General features: G+C 74.0%; 21 protein-coding genes. 12 read left to right on the top strand and 9 right to left on the bottom strand.

What is annotated here, in order from left to right:
• Positions 1 to 220: 220 nt before the first annotated feature.
• Positions 221 to 745: a MarR family winged helix-turn-helix transcriptional regulator gene (locus tag ACIPW5_RS29805; protein WP_401251358.1), complete on the bottom strand. Its 525-nt coding sequence runs from the start codon at positions 743 to 745 to the stop codon at positions 221 to 223.
• A gap of 40 nt (positions 746 to 785) precedes the next feature.
• On the opposite strand from ACIPW5_RS29805, the gene ACIPW5_RS29800 reads away from it, so the two are divergent.
• Positions 786 to 1853 carry an EamA family transporter gene (locus ACIPW5_RS29800; RefSeq protein ID WP_401251355.1) on the top strand — a complete coding sequence of 356 codons (1068 nt, stop codon included), beginning with the start codon at positions 786 to 788 and terminating at the stop codon, positions 1851 to 1853.
• 1900 nt (positions 1854 to 3753) lie between these two features.
• Here ACIPW5_RS29800 and ACIPW5_RS29795 read toward each other — a convergent pair.
• A complete protein-coding gene (locus ACIPW5_RS29795; protein WP_401251352.1) occupies positions 3754 to 4314 on the bottom strand; it encodes a TetR/AcrR family transcriptional regulator in 561 nt (186 codons plus the stop codon).
• A 173-nt stretch (positions 4315 to 4487) separates the two neighbouring features.
• Between ACIPW5_RS29795 and ACIPW5_RS29790 the strand changes: the two genes are divergently transcribed.
• On the top strand, positions 4488 to 4811 hold the full coding sequence (locus tag ACIPW5_RS29790) for a DMT family transporter (protein WP_401251349.1): 324 nt from the start codon (positions 4488 to 4490) through the stop codon (positions 4809 to 4811).
• 23 nt (positions 4812 to 4834) lie between these two features.
• On the opposite strand, the gene ACIPW5_RS29785 is transcribed toward ACIPW5_RS29790, so the two are convergent.
• Positions 4835 to 5218 carry a hypothetical protein gene (locus tag ACIPW5_RS29785; protein ID WP_401251346.1) on the bottom strand — a complete coding sequence of 128 codons (384 nt, stop codon included), beginning with the start codon at positions 5216 to 5218 and terminating at the stop codon, positions 4835 to 4837.
• A gap of 312 nt (positions 5219 to 5530) precedes the next feature.
• Here ACIPW5_RS29785 and ACIPW5_RS29780 point away from each other — a divergent pair, with 312 nt between their 5' ends.
• On the top strand, positions 5531 to 6067 hold the full coding sequence (locus tag ACIPW5_RS29780) for a hypothetical protein (RefSeq protein ID WP_401251344.1): 537 nt from the start codon (positions 5531 to 5533) through the stop codon (positions 6065 to 6067).
• 381 nt (positions 6068 to 6448) lie between these two features.
• A complete protein-coding gene (locus ACIPW5_RS29775; RefSeq protein ID WP_401251341.1) occupies positions 6449 to 7060 on the top strand; it encodes a hypothetical protein in 612 nt (203 codons plus the stop codon).
• 11 nt (positions 7061 to 7071) lie between these two features.
• Here ACIPW5_RS29775 and ACIPW5_RS29770 read toward each other — a convergent pair whose 3' ends face one another.
• Together ACIPW5_RS29770 and ACIPW5_RS29765 are read right to left on the bottom strand one after the other, a co-directional pair.
• Positions 7072 to 7779, bottom strand: a complete 708-nt coding sequence (locus ACIPW5_RS29770) for an SDR family NAD(P)-dependent oxidoreductase (protein ID WP_401251338.1) — start codon at positions 7777 to 7779, stop codon at positions 7072 to 7074.
• A gap of 184 nt (positions 7780 to 7963) precedes the next feature.
• Positions 7964 to 8551, bottom strand: a complete 588-nt coding sequence (locus tag ACIPW5_RS29765; protein WP_401251335.1) for a TetR/AcrR family transcriptional regulator — start codon at positions 8549 to 8551, stop codon at positions 7964 to 7966.
• 107 nt (positions 8552 to 8658) lie between these two features.
• Here ACIPW5_RS29765 and ACIPW5_RS29760 point away from each other — a divergent pair, with 107 nt between their 5' ends.
• The 6 genes from ACIPW5_RS29760 to ACIPW5_RS29735 all read left to right on the top strand — a co-directional run bounded on the left by ACIPW5_RS29760 (position 8659) and on the right by ACIPW5_RS29735 (position 14088).
• The gene (locus ACIPW5_RS29760) at positions 8659 to 9555 is read left to right on the top strand and encodes an NAD(P)-dependent oxidoreductase (RefSeq protein ID WP_401251332.1); all 897 of its coding nucleotides are present in this window, start codon (positions 8659 to 8661) and stop codon (positions 9553 to 9555) included.
• Positions 9556 to 9651: 96 nt separating this feature from the next.
• Complete coding sequence (locus tag ACIPW5_RS29755) at positions 9652 to 10308, top strand: dihydrofolate reductase family protein (RefSeq protein WP_401251330.1); 657 nt, start codon at positions 9652 to 9654, stop codon at positions 10306 to 10308.
• Positions 10309 to 10444: 136 nt separating this feature from the next.
• On the top strand, positions 10445 to 11200 hold the full coding sequence (locus ACIPW5_RS29750) for a hypothetical protein (RefSeq protein ID WP_401251329.1): 756 nt from the start codon (positions 10445 to 10447) through the stop codon (positions 11198 to 11200).
• A gap of 49 nt (positions 11201 to 11249) precedes the next feature.
• Positions 11250 to 12047: an ATP-grasp domain-containing protein gene (locus ACIPW5_RS29745; RefSeq protein ID WP_401251326.1), complete on the top strand. Its 798-nt coding sequence runs from the start codon at positions 11250 to 11252 to the stop codon at positions 12045 to 12047.
• A 164-nt stretch (positions 12048 to 12211) separates the two neighbouring features.
• Positions 12212 to 13123 (top strand): BTAD domain-containing putative transcriptional regulator, encoded by a 912-nt coding sequence (locus ACIPW5_RS29740; protein WP_401251323.1) that lies wholly within the window; start codon positions 12212 to 12214, stop codon positions 13121 to 13123.
• Complete coding sequence (locus ACIPW5_RS29735; protein ID WP_401251320.1) at positions 13120 to 14088, top strand: NB-ARC domain-containing protein; 969 nt, start codon at positions 13120 to 13122, stop codon at positions 14086 to 14088. The genes ACIPW5_RS29740 and ACIPW5_RS29735 overlap by 4 nt, the downstream gene beginning before the upstream one ends.
• Here ACIPW5_RS29735 and ACIPW5_RS29730 read toward each other — a convergent pair.
• The 3 genes from ACIPW5_RS29730 to ACIPW5_RS29720 form a co-directional block, all read right to left on the bottom strand.
• Positions 14085 to 14558 (bottom strand): hypothetical protein, encoded by a 474-nt coding sequence (locus ACIPW5_RS29730; protein ID WP_401251317.1) that lies wholly within the window; start codon positions 14556 to 14558, stop codon positions 14085 to 14087. The two genes, ACIPW5_RS29735 and ACIPW5_RS29730, sit on opposite strands and share 4 nt — an antisense overlap.
• A 188-nt stretch (positions 14559 to 14746) precedes the next feature.
• Positions 14747 to 16639 carry an alkyl/aryl-sulfatase gene (locus tag ACIPW5_RS29725; RefSeq protein ID WP_401251314.1) on the bottom strand — a complete coding sequence of 631 codons (1893 nt, stop codon included), beginning with the start codon at positions 16637 to 16639 and terminating at the stop codon, positions 14747 to 14749.
• Positions 16640 to 16995: 356 nt separating this feature from the next.
• Positions 16996 to 17793: a DUF5995 family protein gene (locus ACIPW5_RS29720; protein ID WP_401251311.1), complete on the bottom strand. Its 798-nt coding sequence runs from the start codon at positions 17791 to 17793 to the stop codon at positions 16996 to 16998.
• A gap of 182 nt (positions 17794 to 17975) precedes the next feature.
• Here ACIPW5_RS29720 and ACIPW5_RS29715 point away from each other — a divergent pair, with 182 nt between their 5' ends.
• Complete coding sequence (locus ACIPW5_RS29715; RefSeq protein WP_401251308.1) at positions 17976 to 19007, top strand: hypothetical protein; 1032 nt, start codon at positions 17976 to 17978, stop codon at positions 19005 to 19007.
• Here ACIPW5_RS29715 and ACIPW5_RS29710 read toward each other — a convergent pair.
• Complete coding sequence (locus ACIPW5_RS29710) at positions 18991 to 19515, bottom strand: hypothetical protein (RefSeq protein ID WP_401251305.1); 525 nt, start codon at positions 19513 to 19515, stop codon at positions 18991 to 18993. The two genes, ACIPW5_RS29715 and ACIPW5_RS29710, sit on opposite strands and share 17 nt — an antisense overlap.
• Positions 19516 to 19750: 235 nt before the next feature.
• On the opposite strand from ACIPW5_RS29710, the gene ACIPW5_RS29705 reads away from it, so the two are divergent.
• Positions 19751 to 20206: a hypothetical protein gene (locus ACIPW5_RS29705; protein ID WP_401251303.1), complete on the top strand. Its 456-nt coding sequence runs from the start codon at positions 19751 to 19753 to the stop codon at positions 20204 to 20206.
• The last annotated feature ends 161 nt before the right edge of the window (positions 20207 to 20367 follow it).

Genomic DNA, 20367 nt, shown 5'->3' with positions numbered 1-20367 from the left:
AAGCGCAGGTCAGGCCGCATGTGACGAAGCCTCAGGCGCGCGTGTCGCCGACTTTCCCGAGGCCGGCGCCACCGGGGGCCGCCGCCGCGGGCGGAGCAGGGTGACGACCCCGCGGAAGGCCGCCAAGGGGGTGTTCCCGGCGGAGCCCGAGGGCCTTTCCCGCGCATTTTGGCGGACGCGTTCGCCCGGGGCCCGTCCCGCCCGTCGGGGAGGGGCCCGGCTACTCGCCGGCCGGGGTTCCCGGATGCTCCATGCGGGAGAGCCAGGTGGTGAGCAGCGCCTCGAGTGACGCCGCCTCGGCGGGCGTCAGCAGGTCCAGCAGGTGGCGTTCGTTGCGCATGTGGTCGGTGAACGCCAGGTCGATCAGCTCGCGTCCGGGGTCGGTGAGGGCGACGATCCGGCCGCGCTGGTCGTCGTCGGCGCGGCGGCGGGTGACGAGCCCGGCCCGCTCCAGGCGGTCGATCCGCTTGGTCATCGCGCCGGTGGTGACCATGGTGTGCGCGGCGAGCTCCCCGGGTGCCCGCTCGTAGGGCTCCCCGGCGCGGCGCAGGGCGCACAGGACGTCGAACTCGCCTTCGCCGAGGCCGTAGCGCCCGTAGACGAGACCGAGCTCCTCCGTGAGCCGGCCGGCCAGCCGGTGCAGTCGGCCGATCACTCCCTGCGGGCCGACGTCCAGGTCGGGCCGCTCGCGGCGCCAGTCGGCCTGGATGCGGGCCACGCGGTCCAGCGGTTCACCGTGTTCCATGCGCACCAGCATACCTTCCCGGGAAGCTATATTGGCTTCCATGGAAGCCAATAAGCGCTGGGTGGCACTGACGGCGATCGCGCCGGTGGCCTGGGGGACCAACTACTTCGTCACGCACGAGTTCCTGCCGGCCGACCGCCCCCTCCACGGGGCCGCCCTGCGGGCACTGCCCGCTGGCCTCGTCCTGCTGGCCCTGTGCCGGCAGCGGCCGCGCGGCGCGTGGTGGTGGCGGTCGGCCGTGCTCGGGCTGCTCAACACGAGCGTGTTCTTCGTCCTCGTCTACGCCGCCTCCCAGCTGCTGGCGACGAGCGTCGCCGCGACCGTCATGGCGCTCTCCCCGCTCACGATGATGCTGATCGCCTGGCCCCTGGTGTCCGAGCGCCCGCGGACCGCCCACCTGACCGGCGCCGTGATCGGGCTCGGCGGGGTGTGCCTCATGCTGCTCAGCGGTGCGGAAGCGGTGAGCGTGCCGGGAGTCCTCGCCTCGGCCGCCGCGATGCTGGTGTCCTCCTTCGGCCACGTCCTGACCAAACGGTGGGGCGCCGGCGCCGACGTGCTCGCTTCGACCGCCTGGCAGCTCACCGCCGGAGGGCTCTTCCTCCTCCCGGTGGCTGCGCTCGTGGAGGGCCCTCCGCCGGCGCTCACCGCCCCGACGCTCCTCGCTTTCGGCTACGTCGCCCTGATCGCCACGGCGCTGGCCTTCGCGGCCTGGTTCACCGGGCTGAAGCACCTGCCCGCGGGAACGGTCGCGCTGATCGGGCTGCTCAACCCCGTCACCGGCGTACTGCTGGGCACGGCGGTCGCCGGAGAGGTGCTGACCGTCCAGCAGCTGTGCGGCCTGCTCCTGGTCCTGACCGGAGTCGTCCTCGGCCGGCCCCGACGCCGGCCGCGCCGGCGCGACAGCGGTCAGGAACCCCCGTCCGGCGTCCGGCGAACCGCCCGCGGTACTCGGCCCGCGGGCCGGAGTTCAGTCCCGGCCGCCGTCCCGGGCGTCCAGCGGGGTGATCACCGCGCCGCTGCGCAGGGTCGCGGTCAGGGTGGCGGGGGGCGCGGGGGGCGGTGGGGCCGGGACGGCGAGGGCGCGTCCGGGGGCGCGGGTGCGCAGTGATCCCGTGGCGTTGATCTCCGCGACCTCGCGGCTGCCCGCGGCCAACTGGTAGTCGCGGCCGGACGGGGCCCGCCAGACCGTCGTGGCGAGGACGTGCTGCCCGAACCGCCCGCAGGCGGCCGTGGCGCGGGCCTGGGTCACCGCGAGGGTGGCCCCCGCGGGTGGCCGGAGCCGGATCCGGACGTCCCCCTGCCCGGTCCAGTGGGTGGCGCGGGTGCAGGACCAGACCGCCCGCCCGGCGGCCTCGGGGAGCTCGGTGAGGGCGAAGTCCCAGAGGTTCACGGCCCGGACCGCCCGCCCGTCCACCGCGTCCAGGGTGCAGGCCTCCTGCGCCCAGCGGGCCAGGGCCGCGGGCCCGGTGGCCTCGCGGGGCTGCCGGGCCGGCGGTGCGCCGGCGCCCTCCGGGGGCGGGGTGTAGGTGAGGTGGACGGGGAGGAGCCCGCCGCGGTCGGCGAGGAGGAAGGCGTGCTTCTCCACGATCCGGGGCGAGGAAGCGACCTCCAGTACCGGACGGGGCCCGCAGCCCCCACCCCCCTCACCGGCACGGGTGTTCGGGTCGCCCCCGTCCTCGCTCGGGAAGGCGGTGGTGACCGTTCCGTCCGCGCCGACCGGCAGGGGCCGGGCGGGTTCGGCGGGGGCGGCGAGGTCCCGGGTTCCCGCGGTGGCGATCCACGGCGCGAGGAGCCGGCGGGCCGTGTTCCCGTCCCGGGACAGGGTGATGGCCGCCGCCGTGGTGACGTTGGCGTCGTCGGTGCGGGCGATGTCCAGGCTCCGGCGGCCGCCGCGTTCGGTGTAGCGGACGACCCGGTCGGCATCGAGGAACACGACCACGGCCGTCCCCGGCCGGGGATCCCCCGCGAACAGCAGCTGCGGAGGGTGCCCCGGCGGCTCCGCCGAGGCCGCGGGCGCGACGGCGACGGCCGTACCGGAGGGCGGTGCGGCCCAGGTGGCCAGGGCCCTCGTCAGGAGGGGCCGGTCCCCGGTGCGCGGCCCGCGGGCCGGCCAGGCCGTGAAGTCCACCCGGCCGGTGTCGGACCAGGCCCGCGCGGGCACCCGGACCAGGCGCGCGGGATCGAGGGCGGCGCGGGCGGCGGGTGCTCCGGCGTAGGGGACGGGGAGCCCGTCGCGGTCCCCGGAGACGGTGGCCCGGGTCAGCGCGGTGGCCAGCAGCAGGACGGCGGCGACGCCCCAGGCGGCGCGGACGCGGGTGCGGCGCAGCAGCAGGTCGGTGGGACGGGTGTGGACGTCCGCCGGGTGCAAGACCGATTCTCTGCGGGGCGGGGGACCGTCCCCGGCGCCCGTCCCGCCGTCGCGAGCCGCATCCGCCACGCGTCCCGCTCCGGCCGCGAGGGCGGCCCGTACCTCGGCCGCCGGATCAAGGGCTCCGGCCTCCGCCAGCACGTCCGCCGCGGCGTCCTCGTCCAGCCCGTCGAACCGGCACAGCACGTGCGCCGCGCGGGCGTACGGGGAAAGCCCCTCCAGCGCGTGCACCGCATCGTCGAGCCCCTCGGAGCTGGGCCACATCCGCAGCCCCCACACCCACGGCGGGAGCGGCGCGCGCAGCCGTCGTCCGGCCGCGTACCGCACCACCTCGGCCCGTACGGCGGCCAGCGGATCCCCGCCCTGCCGCGCCCGGCGCCCCGCGGCCCGCAGGGAGTGCTGGACTCCGCGGTGGGCGCGCAGCAGCCGGGTGTGCCGGCCGAGCCCCGGCGGCAGGGCCAGGTAGGCCAGGCGCAGCAGTTGGGGGTAGCGCTCGATGATGACGGCCTCGGCCTGGCGCAGCCCGGCCCCGGAGCTGTGACGTCGTCCCACACTGTGGACAACGAAGCAATCATCATTTGGTCACACGCCGGTACGGCAGGGCTCCCGCGCGGAGCGGCCGCACATCGCGCCGGTCCGCTCAGCCGCCCGGCAGTGCGCCCGCCAGCCGCCCCAGCGCCGCCTTGATCCGGTCGGGGCTCACCCCCACTGCGCGCTGCCGGAGGAAGACTTCCGGCGCCAGGGGTGCGAGCAGGCCGTCCACGAGGGCTTCCGGATCCGGGGTGCCGGACTCGCGCAGCAGGACCAGGACATGGGTGCGCCAGAAGGCGTAGGCCCCGACGGTGAAGCGCTTCTCGCCGGTCTCGGCGCCCAGTACCAGGTGGCCGTGGGTCTCCAGCAGGTCGACCATGGCGGCGTAGAACGCGGCGAGCCGTTCGAGCGGCGGCGCGCCGGGGCCCAGCGGGGGCTCGCCGCGCAGCAGCTCTTCCTGCAGGCGGCGCTCGTGCTCGTCGAGGAGGGCCGCCGCGATGGACGTGACGTCGGGGTAGCGGCGGTAGAGCGTGCCGCGGCCGATGCCGGCGGCCCGGGCGACGTCCTCCATGGTGACCGCCCGCGGGTCACCGGCGGCGAACAGCCCTGCGGCGGCGGCGAGCACCTTGGCCCGGTTGCGGGCGGCGTCCGCGCGTTCCCTCGTCTCCATGGCGCCCCAGCCTACCGGAATAACCGGACGCCCTGTCCGGTTCCCTCTCTCGTCCGGTATAACTGGACGCCCTGTCCGCTTCCCGTGCGGGCGCCGTACCGAGGGAGTTCCACCATGACCGCACCGCTGCGCCCCGCCGCTCCGCAGGCCGCCCGCACGACAGGAGGGACCCGGTGAACTGGCTGCTCCTCATCGCCGCCGGCCTGGTGGAGGTCGCCTGGTCACAGAGCATCAAGCCGACGGCCGGCTTCACCCGCCCGTTGCCCACACTGCTCTGCTTCGCTCTCGCCGCCGTCGCGGTCTACCTGCTGTCCCGGGCGATGCAGGGCCTGCCGGTCGGCACGGCCTATGCCGTCTTCACGGGGATCGGCGCGGCCGGCGCCATCGCCCTGGGCGTCGTGGTCCACAAGGACCCGGTCACCCCGGGCCGCCTGCTGGCCCTCGCCCTCATCATCGGCGGGGTGGCGCTGTCCCACGCGACCGCCCGGGCCGCGTGAGGAGCAGCGGGCTTCACGGAGGCTCAGAACACGGTGACCGTGAAGGGGTTGTCCACGTAGCTGCCGTGGAGGTCGTACGTGCGGACGGTGACCGTGTCCGGGCCGCAGAGGGAGTTGGGCTCGGTGCTGAAGCTGCGCCGGTTGGAGTTGGGGAGCTCCACGTGGACCACGCTGAAGGCGAGGTTGACCTCGGAGCTGACGTTCACGCAGTACCTGCCGGTGTTGACGTGCCGCACCCAGTCGATGTTCTTCGCCCGTTGCAGCACGCCGGACGCCGTGACGTCCGCCGCGGCCTGGACGTAGGGCGAGGTGATCGGCCTCGGGTCGGCGGGGGCGGCGACCGCGGGGGCGGCGAGCGCACCCGCCACGGCGGCGGCGACGGGAAGGGCGGAGAGGAATCGGATCACGCGAATCACACCTTCGGCGACGGCGTCCTGCGGGGCGCGGACGATCCCCCCACCCTCGGCCGGTACGCACCACCCTGCGTCCGCCGCGCCGACCCGGGATCGGCCGAACGGGTCCGGAAGTCACCCGTGTGGCCCGGCGGCCCGCGCCGGGCGCCCCCGGCTCCTCGGCCCTTCCTGCACCGCTCCTCGTGCAGCCGTACGACTACATCGGTGCGAAGGCCGGTGCCGTCAGCACCACGGCCGTGAAGGGCGGATGCACCGGACATCCCGGGAACCGGGACGCCCCGGGCCGGCGCCCGGTACCTTCCCGCCATGAGCGACGACGAGGACTACCTGGAGAAGAGCCCGGCGGCCGCACGGATGGGGAAGGCCGCGGAGTACCTGGTGGCGGCCTCGTCCATCCTGGCCACGGGCGGCGAGCTGAACGTCTCCACCGCGCTCGTGGACGACGAGGGAGTGGACCTCGTCTTCCACCGTCGCGGGAGTTCCGCGACCCTGGCGGTGCAGGTGAAGGCGAGGATGTCCACCGGGACCCAGGTCCGGCAGGGCAAGGTGATGGCCTTCGTGCGGTCGCAGACGTTCCGGCCGCGAACCGGTCTGGACCTGCTGGTCGTCGCCGTGGACGTCGAGCGCGGCGCGGTCATGACGGCCTGGCTGATACCGAGCCGGACGTTCGCAGCGATGGCGACGGAGCCCAACAGCAGGGGCCAGTTCCGGTTCTCGGCATCGATGAAGCCGGATTCCAAGGACCGCTGGACCCCGTTCCGGCTCACGGCCGCCGAACTCCCGCGACGCCTCCTCGCCCGGCTCGCCGAGCTGGAGAAGGCCGGGTCGGGTACCGAGACCTGACCCTCGTCGGGGATGGTGAGGCGCAACCCGAGGCCGACTGGCGTTCAGCGCGGCCCAGTGTGGGGGACGGCGACGGCGTTCCCCACGCCGCGATCAACTGATGTACTCCCTGCGCAACGCCGTCAACCAGGCCGACACCCTCCCCGGCCCCGACACCCTCTCTGCGCCCCGACACCCATCGGAACCTGCACCGACTGACGGCGGGGCTCCGCCCCCGCCCCGCGACCGGACCGGGCGGCGGGAGCGCGTACCCGCCGGGCGGCGCCACGCACGGCGGGGAGGAACTTGCCCCGTTCTCCTGACCGCGCGGCCGCAGTGCGCCATGGTCGAGCCAAGGGCCCGCCGTCGTGGCGGCCCGCCACGCGGAAGCAGGGTGACACCATGGCAGACGACCGCGAGACCTGGACGACGGAGGAGTTCGGTCGCTCCCACGAGGGCCGGGTCGGAGTGCTCCTGCCCGACGGCACCGTCCCGCCGCCGGCCCTCTTCGACATCGGCTCGGGCTCCGCCATGCACGAGAGCTCCCACTGGTCCGTCTACGACGGCCGCTTCGCCCGCATTCCCCGCGCGGCCGCCCTGCGCGGGGTGTGCTCGTGCGGATGGACCGGCCCGGAGCGCGTCCTCGACTGGGAGGCGATCGGACAGCAGGACCTGGAGGACGCCGCCGACGAACAGGCCGACGCCTGCTGCCAGGACTGGGACGACCACACCACCACCGTCGAAGCGACCGCGATCCCGCTGCCCGCGACGGTCACCCACCTCCTGGAGCAGCTGGAGACCGAGATCGGCAAACTCGCCGAATCCGCGCCCCTGGCCGCCCTCCGCGCGGTACGCCGCATGGAGACCACCGCCAGTGCCACCGGCTACTGGGCTGCCCGCCACGCCCAGGACGACGCGACTCCGGCGCAGGCCGCGACCGCACTCGGGCTGACCGAGGACGCCGTCCGCCGCGAGCTCGGCCGACTGATCCGCGGCAGCCGCCACCGGACGTGACGGTTCCCGGCCTACCAGGCGAGCGGCTTGCCGTCCCTGAAGAAGCCGCCGGTGGGTCCGGAGTCGGGAAGGGTGGCGGCCCAGACGACACCGGCAGCGCCCTCTTCGACCGGTCCGCCGCCCGGACCCCCCATGTCGGTCGCGACCCAGCCCGGGCAGACGGCGTTGACGAGGACCCGCTCGGCGCGCAGCTCGTCGGCGAGCTTGCGGGTGAGGGCGTTCAAGGCCGCCTTCGACACCCCGTAGGCGGGGGTGCCTCCCGCCATGAGCTCCAAGGAGCCCGACTCGCTCGAGACGTTCACCACGCGGGGGTGGGCCGAGCGCCGCAGCAGCGGCAGGAACGCCTGCGCCGTACGCCACGGTCCGAAGAGGTTGGTGTCCAGCGTCCGGCCGACCTCGCCGAGGTCGACGGAGACGGCGCGCCGGGAGGTGTCGTAGTTGACGGCGGCGTTGTTGACGAGGACGTCCAGGCGCCCGAAATCGGCCTCGACGCCGCGGGCGAGAGCGCGGACGCCGTCGTCCTCGGTCACGTCCAGCCGGCGTGGCAGCAGTACGCCGGGCACGTCGGGAGCCAGACCGGCCACGGCCCGTTCGGCATCCCCGAGGCGGCGGGCGCACAGTAGGACGGTGTGCCCGAGCCCGGCGAGCCGGCGCGCGGTCTCCAGGCCGATCCCGCGGTTGGCACCGGTGACGAGCGATACCGGAGCGGTGGTGTTCATGACTTCTCCTCGACACGGACGAACCTGACCCGGTCAGCACGCTATGCGGTGCCCCGGGCACGCGGATCGGACCGGGGGAGCAGTCGGCCTGGGACTCTGGACGTAGTCCTCACGACCCACCCCACCCCGGAGCCGGCCGGCCATTCGCTTGCCGTAAGCGCCGGAACCGGGGTCACCGGCCGGCTCAGCCGCCGGCGTGTCCCTCGTACGAGCGGACGAGGCGTGCGAGTTGCCGGCCGGCCGCGTGCAGGGGTTCCTCGCTGCGGTTGACCTGGGCGGTGACCTCGGCCCCCTCCAGCGTGCTGATCACGGTGGTGGCCAGTTCCGCGGCGGTCGCCGGGTCGAAGCCGCCGGCGAGCAGCTTCTCGGTGACCAGCCGCGTCCAGTCGCGGAGGGCTTCGGCGCAGGCCCGCTGGATCTCGGAGTCGGTGCCGAGGGTCTCCAGGGCGGCCGCCGTGACGGGGCAGCCGTCGATCCAGCCGGATTCGCGCAGCTCCGCGGCGAGTTGCCGGGAGCAGGCGAGCACCGCCTCGGCGGGGTCGTCCTCCGCCGCCAGGGCCGTGCGCAGGATCGAGGCGAACTCCTCGCTGCTGTGCCGGATCGCCGCCACCCCCACGGCCTCCTTGCCGCCGGGGAAGAAGTGGTAGACGGAGCCGAGCGTGGCCTGCGCCTCGCCCGCGATCTGTTTGATCCCCGTCCCCACGTACCCCTGGCGCTGGAGCAGGCGTGCTGCTGCGACGACGATCCGGTCCCGGGTGCTGCTGCTCTGCATGGGGACACCCTACCCGGCTATTGAGTAGAGCGTTCGTTCTAGAGCTGTGCTACGTTTTTCCCAGCCGCTAAATAGAGCGATCGTTTTAGTCCAAGGGAGGACACCCCATGAACAGCACCACCGCCCCCGGCACCAAGGCCCGGCCCGTCACCGTCATCGGCCTCGGCCCCATGGGCACGGCCATGGCCGGCGCCCTCCTGGACCAGGGGTACGACGTCACCGTCTGGAACCGCACCGCCTCCCGCGCCGACGCGCTGGTGGCCCGCGGCGCACACCTCGCGCCCGGCATCGGGGAGGCGCTCGCCGCCAACGAGCTGGTGGTCCTGAGCCTCACGGACTACGCGGCGATGTACGACCTGCTCGGCCCCGCCGAGGAGCACCTGGCGGGCCGCGTCCTGGTCAACCTCAGCTCCGACACCCCCGAAGAGGCCCGCAAGGCCGCGCGCTGGGCGGCCGACCGCGGCGCCGTACAGCTCACCGGCGGCGTCACCGTCCCGCCCTCCGGCATCGGAAAGCCCGAGTCGTCCACCTTCTACAGCGGCCCGCGCGAGGTCTTCGAACGCCACCGGCCGACACTGGAGACGATCACCGGCACCACCGACTACCGGGGCGAGGACCCGGGACTCGCCGCGCTCTTCTACCAGATCGGCATGACGATGTTCTGGACGTCCATGCTGAGCTACTGGCAGGCGACCGCGCTGGCCCGGGCCAACGGACTCACCGCCTCCGACATCCTGGGACACGCGGTCGACACCGCGAACTCCCTCCCCGGCTTCCTCGCCTTCTACGCCGAGCGCATCGACGCCGGCCGGCACACCGGTGACGTCGACCGGCTCGCCATGGGCACGGCCAGCGTCGAGCACGTCCTGCACACCCACGCCGACGCCGGCGTCGACACCGCCCTCCCGGCCGCCGTCGCCGCCCTCTTCCGCCGCGGCATGGACGCGGGCGGCGCCACGGACAGCTTCTCGGGCCTCGTGGAACTGATGGGCAAGCCCGAGTAACCGCCCCGCTGTCACATTTCCCGCCCCCGTTCTGTCCTACGGGCGAACGACCACGGCGGCGGGCCGAACCGCCGCACGACCACGGAAAGAAGACGCATGGAACTCAGCGTTCACACCTTCGTCAGCCTCGACGGAGTCATGCAGGGCCCCGGCGGAGTCCAGGAGGACCCCTCCGGCGGCTTCGACCGCGGAGGCTGGCTCGTCCCGCACAGCACCGAGGGCCAGCTCGACCCGGTGGGCGAGTGGTTCGGCCGGGCCGACGCCCTCCTGCTGGGCCGGACCACCTTCCAGATGATGCGCGGCTACTGGTCCCAGGTGACCGACCCCGACAACCCCGTCGCCACCGTCCTGAACACCGCACACAAGTACCTCGTCAGCAACACGCTCACCGACACCGACGCCGCCTGGGGCAAGACCACCGTGCTGCGCGGCGACGACATCGTGGAACAGGTGCGCCGCCTCAAGGAACAGCCGGGCGGGGAGCTCCAGGTCCACGGGAGCTGGCAGCTCGTCCGCACCCTGCACGACGCCGGCCTGGTGGACGTCCACCGGCTGATCCAGTTCCCCGTGGTCGTCGGCTCCGGCAAGCGCCTCTTCGAAGACGGCGCCGTCCCGGCCGGCTACCGCATCACCGAGTCCCACGTCGCCGCCGGCGGGTCCGGGGCGGTCGCCCTCACCCTCCGCCGCACCGCCACGGGCACCACCGCCACCGGCGAGTTCACGGTCCGCGACGGCCACGAAGCCACGGCATAACCCCGAACCCGGCCCCCGGCCCGCCCAGCGGACCGGGGGCCGGCCCCGTCCTGCCCCGAAGAGCCCCCCCGCCCCCCGCCCCACCCCCTGCCTGTGGCTCAATGGAGCCCTGCCGAATGCCAGGGGGAGGCACGTGGTGACGCCAGGGAACAGCGAGCGGAGCGCAGCACAGACGCAGGTACCGGTACCGGGCGAGCGGGGCATCGGCGCCTTGCTGCTCCTGGTGTCCCTGATCCCGGCGACGGTCTGCTGGTTCGTCTTCGCGGTACAGCTGCCGTCCGACACCGGGCGGCTGCGGGACTACACGGCGGCCCCACCCTGCGCGGCCGGCAGCGCGGTGCAGCAGGGGGAGCGCTGCGTGCGCGCGGTCCCCTTCACCGTCGAGGAGGTACGGCTCAACGGCGGTCGGGGGCAGCGCTTCACGGTCACCCTGACGGGCGGGCCCTCGTGGCGCGGGAAGCTGCACTTCGGCGGTCCGGGACCGCTGCTGGAGCGGCTCGGTCCCGGCGACCGGGTGACCGGCACCGTCTGGCAGGGCGCGGTCATGGCCCTCGCCGTCGGGGACGTCCGGCAGGAGACCGCCGAAGAGCCCCGTGACGAGGCTCAGATCCTCGCCGGCTTCGGCACGTACACGGGTCTGGCCGCGGCACTGGGACTGTGGTTCGGAGCCGCACGACTGACGGGACGACGCCGCCTGTACGAGCGCCACACCTGGCGCGGACTCGGACGCCCGCTGCTCATCGCCATGGCGGCGATCTGCCTGGCCGTAGCGGTGACCTCCTACGTGCTGGGCATCCCGTGGTGGGCGGTCCCCGTGGTCCCCACCCTCCTGTCGGCCTTCACGGCCCGGCAGTTCGACCGCTACCGGCGGCAACAGTCCGCACCCGCCTGAGCACCCTGCCCCGTCGACCCCGGCGGAGGTGTTGGTTAGGCTCACCCGGATGGAAGCCCGCACCCCGCCCGTCCTCCTCCTCTGCACGCCCCGCACCTCGACCGCCGAACTCCTCGCACGAGCAGCGGCGTGGCGCGGCTACGACGTGGCCGAGCGGGCGGCGTCCGCCATCGGGCGCCGCACGCACTGGTACGGCGGGCCCCTCGCCGCAGCACGCCTCGCGGGCCCCCTGGGACTCGGGCTCCTCGAACCGTCCGACGACTGGCTGACGCGCGTACCGCACTCCCTCCTGCGCCGCTCCGTACGGCTCACCACCCTCGACGAGGCCCGGGCGCTGCGGGAACGGGCCTTCGTGAAGCCGCCCTCGGCCAAGATCGACCTGCTGCCCGCCGCCGTACACGAGGACGGGACGGCACTGCCCGGCGGACTCGACGGCTCCACCCCGGTTCTGGTGAGCGGGGTGGTGGACTTCACCACCGAGTACCGGTTGTTCGTCCTCGACGGCGAAGCGGTCACCGGCAGCCGGTACGCCGTCCACGGGCACCTCGACCCGGCGCCGCTGGACGCGGACGGCCGTGCCTTCGCCCGCACCGTCCTCCGGGCCACGGCCGCAGGCCTGCCCAGCGCGGTGTGCCTGGACATCGGCCGGCTCGCCGACGGCAGCTGGGCCGTCGTCGAGGCCAACATGGCCTGGTTCGCGCACTGCTACGCCGCCGAACCCGACCGCGTCCTCGACGTGGTGCTCCGCTCCGCCGGCCCGGTCGACGCGGTCGCCGACCGGGACCGGCCGTACCTCAACAGGGCCTCCGTCCCCGCGCCCCACGCGCCCGCCTCCGCACGGTCGTAGAAGGCCGCCCGCACCGCCCGCCCACCACCCTGATCATTTAGCCGTGGCTTAAACGATGGCCGGGCCCGGCCACCGCCCCCAGGCTGTTCGCCAGGAACCCTTCCCCGCCCGCTCGTGAGGCGTGGAAGCGGTGCGAAGCCATCAAGGTGCCGGCGGAGGCGGGTGTGAGGTTCGAGGTGCTCGGGGTGCTGACCGTATGCGGTGCTGCGGGGGAGGCCCGAGCGGTCCGCGCTTTGAAATCCCGGGCGTTGCTCGGCGCCCTCCTGCTCGCGCCGAACCGGACCCTGTCCGTCGACGACCTCAAGGGCGCGCTGTGGGGCGAACGGCCACCCGCCTCCGCGACGGCCTCGCTGCACAACCACATCGCCCGGCTGCGGCGTTCCCTCGGAGCCGAGGGCGGTGACCGGCTGCGTTCCGTTTCGCAGGGATTCGCCCTGCACGTTGCCGACGGGGAACTCGACGCGGACGACTTCCTGTGCTGGACCCGCCGTGCGCAGACGGCCCGGCAGTCCCGGGACTGGGCGGCGGCGCACGAGGAGGCCGCGGCCGCCCTCGCCCTGTGGCGGGGGAACCCGTTCGCCGACCTGCCCCAGCTCGCAGACCACCCGTGGGTGGCCGCCCTGCACGAACAGCGGCTCGAAGCCCTCGAATGCCGCTTCGACGCCCTCCTCCGGCTCGGCCGCCCGGACGGACTGGCCGCCGAACTCGGCCTGCTCATCGGGGAACACCCCCTCCGCGAGGGGCTCCACCGGCGCCTGATGCTCGCCCTGGCACGGACGCACCGCCAGGCAGAGGCCCTCGCCGTCTTCCACCGCCTGCGCAGGACGCTCGTCGAGGAGCTCGGCGTGGAGCCCGGCGAGGCGGTCCAGGAGACCTACCGGGCCATCCTCCGGGGGCCTGGAACACCCGAAGACGCCAACACCGACGCCTACGCCCCGACCACCACCGCGGAACCACCGCCGCCCACACCCCCGGACGCCGTCCCCGCACCCCCACGCCCTGCGCAACTTCCCGCCCCGCCCCCCCCGGGTTCGTGGGCCGCGAGAGCGAGCTCCGCACCGTCCGCCGCACCGTGACGGCCCCCCGGGCACACGCCCCGGTGGTCGTCGTGAGCGGCATGGCCGGGATCGGCAAGACCGGCTTCGCCCTGCACGCCGCCCACCAGGTGCGCCCCGACTTCCCGGACGGCCAGCTCTACCTCGACCTCCACGGAGCCACCCCGGGGGCCACCCCCCTGGACCCCGCCCGGGCGCTGGCCGCCCTGCTGCGCGACCTCGGGGTGGGACCAGGTCTCGTCCCCGCCGACAGCGCATCGGCCTCGGCGCTCCTGCGCACCGTGCTGGCGGACTCCCGCACCCTGCTGGTGCTCGACGACGCCGCTTCCGCTGCCCAGGTCCGGCCCCTGCTGCCGGCCGGCCCCGGATGCGCGGTGCTGGTCACCAGCCGGCAGCCGCTGGCGACGCTGGGCGCGGCCGTACGCCTCAGGCTCGGCACCTTGTCCCCGGAGGAGGGCGTCCGGCTGCTGCGGAGCACGTCGGGCCGCGAGTGGACCCCCGCCGACGCCGCCCCGGTGGCTCGGCTCGCCGCACTGTGCGGACGGCTGCCGCTGGCCCTGAAGGTCGTCGCCGCCCGCCTGGCGACCCGTACCGCCCTCCCCGTCGAGGACCTGGTGGCCCGGCTCTCCGCCCACGAGGACCGGCTCGACCACCTCGAACTCGACGACCTGAGCGTACGCCGCACCCTGGCCGGCGCCCACGACGCACTGGCCGCCTCCCCGCTCCGACGCGACCGGGACGCGGCCCTCGCACTCGTCCGCCTGGGCGCCCTGGACCTCCCCGAGTACACCGCCCCGCAGCTCGCCCGGCTGTGCGGCATCTGCCTGCGCCGGGCGGAGGCCGCGCTGGACCGGCTGGAGGAGCTCGCCCTCGTCGAGCCCGTGAGCACGGGCCGCCACGCACCCCACGACCTGGTACGGGCCTACGCCCGCGAACTGGCCCGGCGCCCGCACGAGGAGGCGCCGGGCCCGCGCCCGGCTGCCTAGTAGACCTTGGTCCAACGCTTGTAGGCGTCCCCCTGCCCGGGCAGGCAGTAGCCGATGTTCCCGGCGCCCGCGCTGCCCATGCCGAGGTAGCAATTCTTCCCCGCCACCAGGGTGTTCGTGTCCCCGGACGTAGCCCAGCTGTTGGACCACCCGCTGCCGGCCGCGTCGCTGCAACCGGTCGTCAGCGCGCTCCAGCTCGGGGTGGAGACGAGACAGACCGAGATGGACGTGTTCGCCATGATGATCTGGGACTTGTAGTTGCCCCACCACTGCGAGGCGTCGCCGCGGTTGCAGGGCACGCCGCGCGTTTCGTACGTGGACTGCGACAGGGAGCCCTGCAGGCAGAGCCCCGTGGCGGCGTTCTTCAGCATGAACGCCCCGGTGCCCGCGTGCGCCGAGGTGCTGCCCATCATGAGCGAGCCCGCCAGGGCGCTGCCGGCGAGCAGTGCGGCGGAAAGCCGACGCTTCATTGGATCTCCTTGGTGAAGGGGTGTCACCGCCCGCCCAGCGGGACGGCGGTGACCGACTGAGGAGATCGTGCGCGGGCCCGCCAACCACGTACCAACGCCTCGCCCCTCACCCGCCAACGCCCTGCCAACCAGCCCTGGCCGTGCGTTCCCCCTCCCGCTGCCGCGGGCACCGTGAGGCAGGGGCCCGGTCAGGGGGTGACGATGGCGAAGTCGGGGTCCGGGGCGTCGAGGGCGTCCAGGAGCTCGGTCAGCTTGGCGGGATCGCCGCTGATGCCGGCGCGCCGTGCGAGCTCCGTGGCCGGGACGGCGCCGATGAGCACGGCCCGCAGGTCGGCTTCACCGAGGGAGATCTCCACGTCCGGCTGCCCGGCGGCCGCACGGGCGTGGGAGCTGTGGCTGAGCACACCGTTCCGCAGCCACTGGGTGATCCGCCGCCCGTCGTCGAGGCTCCAGCGGACGGTGACGGTCTTGTCCCAGCAGGCGGGCGCGTTCACCCGGACCGCCAGGGAGTCGAAGACCTGATCGAGGGTGAGCGTCGCGATCAGGTCCGGGGACGCGGCGACCGTCGGGGTGCCGACACCGCCGTGGCGCAGTTCGTGGGCGCCCATCAGGTAGAAGTTCCGCCAGGTGCCGTTCTCGCTTCCGTAGCCGAGCTGTTCCAGGGCGTCCGCCTGGAGGCTGCGGGCTTCGGCGTTGCCGGGGTCCGCGAAGACCAGGTGGTTGACCACCTGGGCCACCCACCGGTAGTCGCCCTCTGCGAAGGAGGCGCGTGCCCGCTCCAGGACGTTCTGCGGGCCGCCCATGAACGCGACGTAGCGCCGGGCGGCCTCGACCGGGGGGTGTTCCCACAGGTGGGCCGGATTGCCGTCGAACCAGCCCAGGTAGCGCTGGTAGACGGCCTTGGTGTTGTGGCTCAGCGAACCGTAGTAGCCGTGGGTGTGCCAGGCCCGCTCCAGCGCCGGGGGCAGCTGGATGCGTTCGGCGATCTCCAGCGGGGTGAGGCCCTGATTGAGCAGCCGCAGGGTCTGGTCGTGCACGTAGGCGTAGAGGTCGTGCTGTTCGGCCAGGTACCGCCCGATGCGCTCACGACCCCAGGTGGGCCAGTGGTGGGAGGCGAACGAGACGTCCGTGCCGTCGAGGAACAGGTCGGCCGCCTCGGCCAGGTAGCGCGCCCATACCCGCGGGTCCCGGACCTGGGCCCCGCGCAGGGTCAGCAGGTTGTGCAGGTTGTGCGTGGCGTTCTCGGCCAGGCACAGCGCGGACCGGTCGGGGAAGTGGACGTTCAGCTCCGCCGGGGCTTCGGTGCCCGGGGTCAGCTGGAACACCATGCGGATGCCGTCCACGGTCTCCGTCCGGCCCGTCTCCGTGACCGTCAGGGTCGGTGGGACCAGGCCCACGGAACCGGTCGACGTCGTCTGCCCGAGGCCGGCGCCGACCTGCCCCCGGGGCCCCTTGGGCAGGGCGGCGCCGTACATGTAGGCGGCGCGGCGGGCCATGGCCGTTCCGGCGTAGACGTTCTCGCTCGCCGCGTGGTGCATGAATCCCTCGGGAGCGATCACCGGGACGCCGGCGGCGACATCGGCGTCGCCGATGATGCCGCGCACCCCGCCGAAGTGGTCGACGTGACTGTGGGTGTAGAGCACCCCCGTCACCGGCCGGTCGCCCCGGTGGGTGCGGTAGAGGGCGAGGGCCGCGGCCGCCGTCTCGGCGGAGATGAGGGGGTCGATCACCAGCACCCCGCGCTCGCCCTCGACGACCGTCATGTTGGACAGGTCGAGGCCGCGGACCTGGTAGATGCCGTCGGTGACCTCGAACAGGCCGTGCCCGGACACCAGCCGGGACTGCCGCCACAGACTGGGGTTGACCGTGTCCGGGCAGTCCGCCTCCAGGAAGGCGTAGGCGCCCGCGTCCCACACCACGGCCCCGGCGGCGTCCCGGACGCACCCGTCCTCCAGGGCCCCGACGAACCCGCGGGCGGCGTCCTCGAAGTCCTGTCCGTCGTCGAACGCGAACCGCTCCGCGACCGCCGCGTTGACCGCGGCGATGGCGGGCTCCGCATCCCGCTGCTGCTCGTCGTGCATCGTTCCGCGTTCCTTCCGGCGACCCTGCCCGTGCCGTGGCCGTACCCGCCCACTCTCCCGGGCCGCGTCCCCCTCCACCATCCGGGCCGCCCGATCGGAGGAGACCACCCACGGCACACCCCACCGGAACCCGGCCGCGGCACCCGCTTTCCCCCGGCGTCCACCCAGCCCCACTGGTAGGCGAGCACCTCCGCCGCGCGCGGCTCCACCCCTTCCAGCAAGGGGGCGATCACCGCATCCGTACGGCGCCTGGCGTCCGCGAGGAGCCCGTCGACCCCGGCGAAGGGACGGGCGGGAGCGCCGACCAACCGTTCCTCCCCGAGATCGACCTGACCACCCGCCCGCACAGCAGGCCCTCAGCCGAGGCCGCGCCACAACGCCGATCCGATCCCCCGGAGGGACCGGCCCAGCACCGGACCCGACGTGACGGCCTGCGCGATCCGCCCGGCCCGCCGGTCCATCCGCCGCAGGACGCGGGTACGGGTCCGTTCGTCGGGGGCGTTCCACAGCGTCAGGATGTCCCGCCAGCTCCGGTCGCGCCACGACACCAGCATCAGCATGACCGCGTACGCGGCCGTCCGGCGGCCGAGCGGCAGGTACCCGGCGGCCGTGGTGGCCCGGCAGCCGTAGCGGTCCACCAGCACGTCCGCGCACTCGGCCACCGACTGCTCCAGGATCCGGTTCACCCGCTGGTAGTCCTGGTGGTACCGGCGCAACTGCGGCGCGTCGATCCGCTCGCGGTGCGCACGCAGGTAGTCGTGCACCACCAGCCCCAGGTCGTAGTTGACGTGCGCGTTGATCCCCAGGACCGCGCTCCGCCAGGGCGACGCCGGCCGCCGCGCCGCATGGCGGGTGGCGAGCCGCCAGGAGGAACTGGTCACCGGCTCGCCGAGCAGCGAGCAGCGGGTGGCGATGAGGGCCTCCTCGGCGAAGAGACCGGTCAGCTCGGAGAGCCACTGCGGGTCGAGGAACCCGGTGTCGTCCTCTGCTTGCATGACGTCGACGACCCGACGGGTGATGACCGCGTAGACGTCGATGAAGACCGCGCGGTCGTCCCCGGCCCCGCGCAGCCGGCTGCTGAGCAGTTCGAGCGCCGTCAGCGCCTCCGGCGCCGTACGGGGCCGCCAGTTGATGTCCCCGGTCGTGATCGGCACGCGTACTCCGCCCCCTGTGGTGATGTCCTCGATCACGCCAACCTATGTGCTCCGCGACGCCCGCCCCGGCCCCGCGGAACCCGGGTGGCCGAATCCGCACACCGGACTCCACACCCCGGCGGGACGGCCCGGCCGGGGGCCGGACCGGCCACCCCCGTACCACCCCCGTAGGCTCCGGGACCATGACGAGGACCACGCCCCCGCGCCCGCTCGACGTCGAAGGACTCTTCCCCGGACTCTCGGCCCACCGGGGAACGACCACCCGGCTGCACCCGCGCCCGGGCAGCCCCGATGCGTCGATGAGCTCCGTGGGCGGGCCCATGCTCTGGCCGGCGGACGAACCGTGGCCGGTGTGCACCGACCCGCACCCCCACGGTCGTGGCCGGCGCCCCGCGGACATCCACCGCGAGCGGGAGCTCCTGGCCGCCGCATGGGCCCGGGACCCGGACTCCGGACCCACGGACGGGGAGCGCCGGCTCCTGGAGGAGCTCAGGACCAGGCACCGGACGGCGGGGGAGGGCGGCGGGACGGACCCGCTCCCGATGATCGGCCTGGCGCAGCTGTACCGCAGGGACGTCCCCGACCTCCTCGCGGGGCCGGAGGACTGCGACCTGCTCCAGGTGTTCTGGTGCCCCTTCGACGCGCACGGCGAGAACCGGACCGGCATGCTCCTGGACCTGCGCTGGCGGAGGTCGTCGGAGGTCGTCGCACCGACGGCACAGCCACCCGCCCCGGAGGTGGTGGGCTTCGAGGGCTACGTACCCGAGCCCTGCGTGCTGCACCCCGAGCAGGTGGTCACGTACCCCTTCGCCGGGCTGCTGCCCGAGGAGCTGTGCGCCCGGATCGAGGCCAGGGAAGAGGCCCTGGAAGAGGAGGCCGAGGAAGCCGGCGCGGAGGAATGGGACTGGCCGACGTACCAGTTCGACCTGTCCATCCCGCCCGGCTGGCGGGCCGGTGGCCCCGCGTGCTGGAACCTGACCGACGCCGCCGACACCCCCTGCCCGGCCTGCGCGACCCCGATGGAACTGCTCCTGACGATCGCCAGCTCGGAATGGGACGGCGGAAGCCACAGCTGGAAACCCCTGGAGGAACGCGACCCTGCCGTCCACGGCGGCTCCGAGCCCACCCAGGTCACGGTGGGCCGCTGGGGCAAACTGAACGTCTTCGCCTGCCCCGCCGACCCGGCACACCCCCACCTCACGAGCATCCAGTAGCAGCCAGGAGCGCCTCCGCCATGTACAGCTCGCTGATCGTGTGGGACCGTCCCGACGGATGGTCCCGTCGGCTGGCGGAGACGAGTTGCTCGACGAGAGGGACGTCCTCGGGCGCGCGGACCCGCTCCGGGTAGGAGGCCTCTTCCCACAACTGCCGCACGAACCGCCACAGGTCGCCCGCCTCATCGGCTTCCTTCTCGCCCTTGGCCGCGGTGGTCCCGGCCACGGCCGGGCCGAGGACCCCCTCGCGCCGGGCGGCGGCGGCCAGGACGGCCCAGGCCCGCAGCGTCTGGAAGCGAGAACAGCCGATCACGCGGTCGCGCAGGGCGGCGAACCGCTCGCCGTCGCCGAGGGCAGCCGCAAGGTGCGCCCGCATCTCCTCACGGTGCGGGCCGTCGTACCACCGGAGGACCCACCGTGCGCCGCTGTCGTGGGCCAGCTCGACGGGGACGGCGGTGACCTCGGACAGGTGCTCGGCGAGGCGGATCGCCTGCCTGCTGCGGTTCATGACGGGGTGTCCTCTTCGGCGCTCGGGAGGCGCGGCTCTGCACCTCGGCAGGGAGACGGGGGAGGGGCAGGCCTCGCGCACGTCCTCGCAGGCGAGCGTAAGCGCATCCACTGACAACGGGCCGAAGCCGGCGGTCTGTTCACTGATGACCCCGAGGACGGCCCTGAATTTTGAGCGTGTTCAAATAAGGGTGCGCGGCCGAAAGGCCGGTCATCCAACCTTGGGGGAGAGGTCTGTGGACAACAAGCGTGCATGGCGTGCGGTGCTCCTGTCGCTGACGGGCGTGCTGCTCACGGCGTCCTGCGGGTACGCCGCGGCGATCCACTCGGCGGAGATCCCGCAGGAGCGGTTGACCGGGACCTGGGTCAGCCCCGCCGGCACGTCCCTGACCTTCTCGCCGGACCACACCTTCGCCGGAGCGGGCTTCGACAAGGTCGAGGCGATGGCCGGCTGCGCCGGTCGCGCGACCCTGTCCACCGGCCGCTGGGCCTTCCACGACGTCCCCGCCGTCCCCGACGAGACCGCCACGCGCGGCCACGACCTCCAGCTGTCCTTCGACGGGCACCCGGCGTGCATTGTGCGGGTCTACCTCTACGGGGACTTCGGCGACACGGACGACCCCAGCATGTGCCCCACGCAGGACCCTGACGCCGGCTGCCCCTCGGGCGGCTACCTGAAGCGGGAGGCCTGAGCCGTGGGAAGGGGCGCAGCGGCCGTCCCGTTCCCGGCGTTCGTCCTTCGGACTCGCACGGCCGATCGGGCCGCCGTGCCGGTCGCCTGTCGGTGGCTTGCCCGTGGCTGTCGGTGCGCTGTCGGAGCGGGCTGACACCGTTCGAGAGGTCCAGCCGGACA

The organism is Streptomyces sp. NPDC090077 (genome assembly GCF_044747545.1).
Lineage (GTDB): Bacteria > Actinomycetota > Actinomycetes > Streptomycetales > Streptomycetaceae > Streptomyces.
The sequence above is the reverse complement of the archived record's forward strand: the minus strand, read 5'-3'. Positions and strand labels throughout refer to the sequence as shown.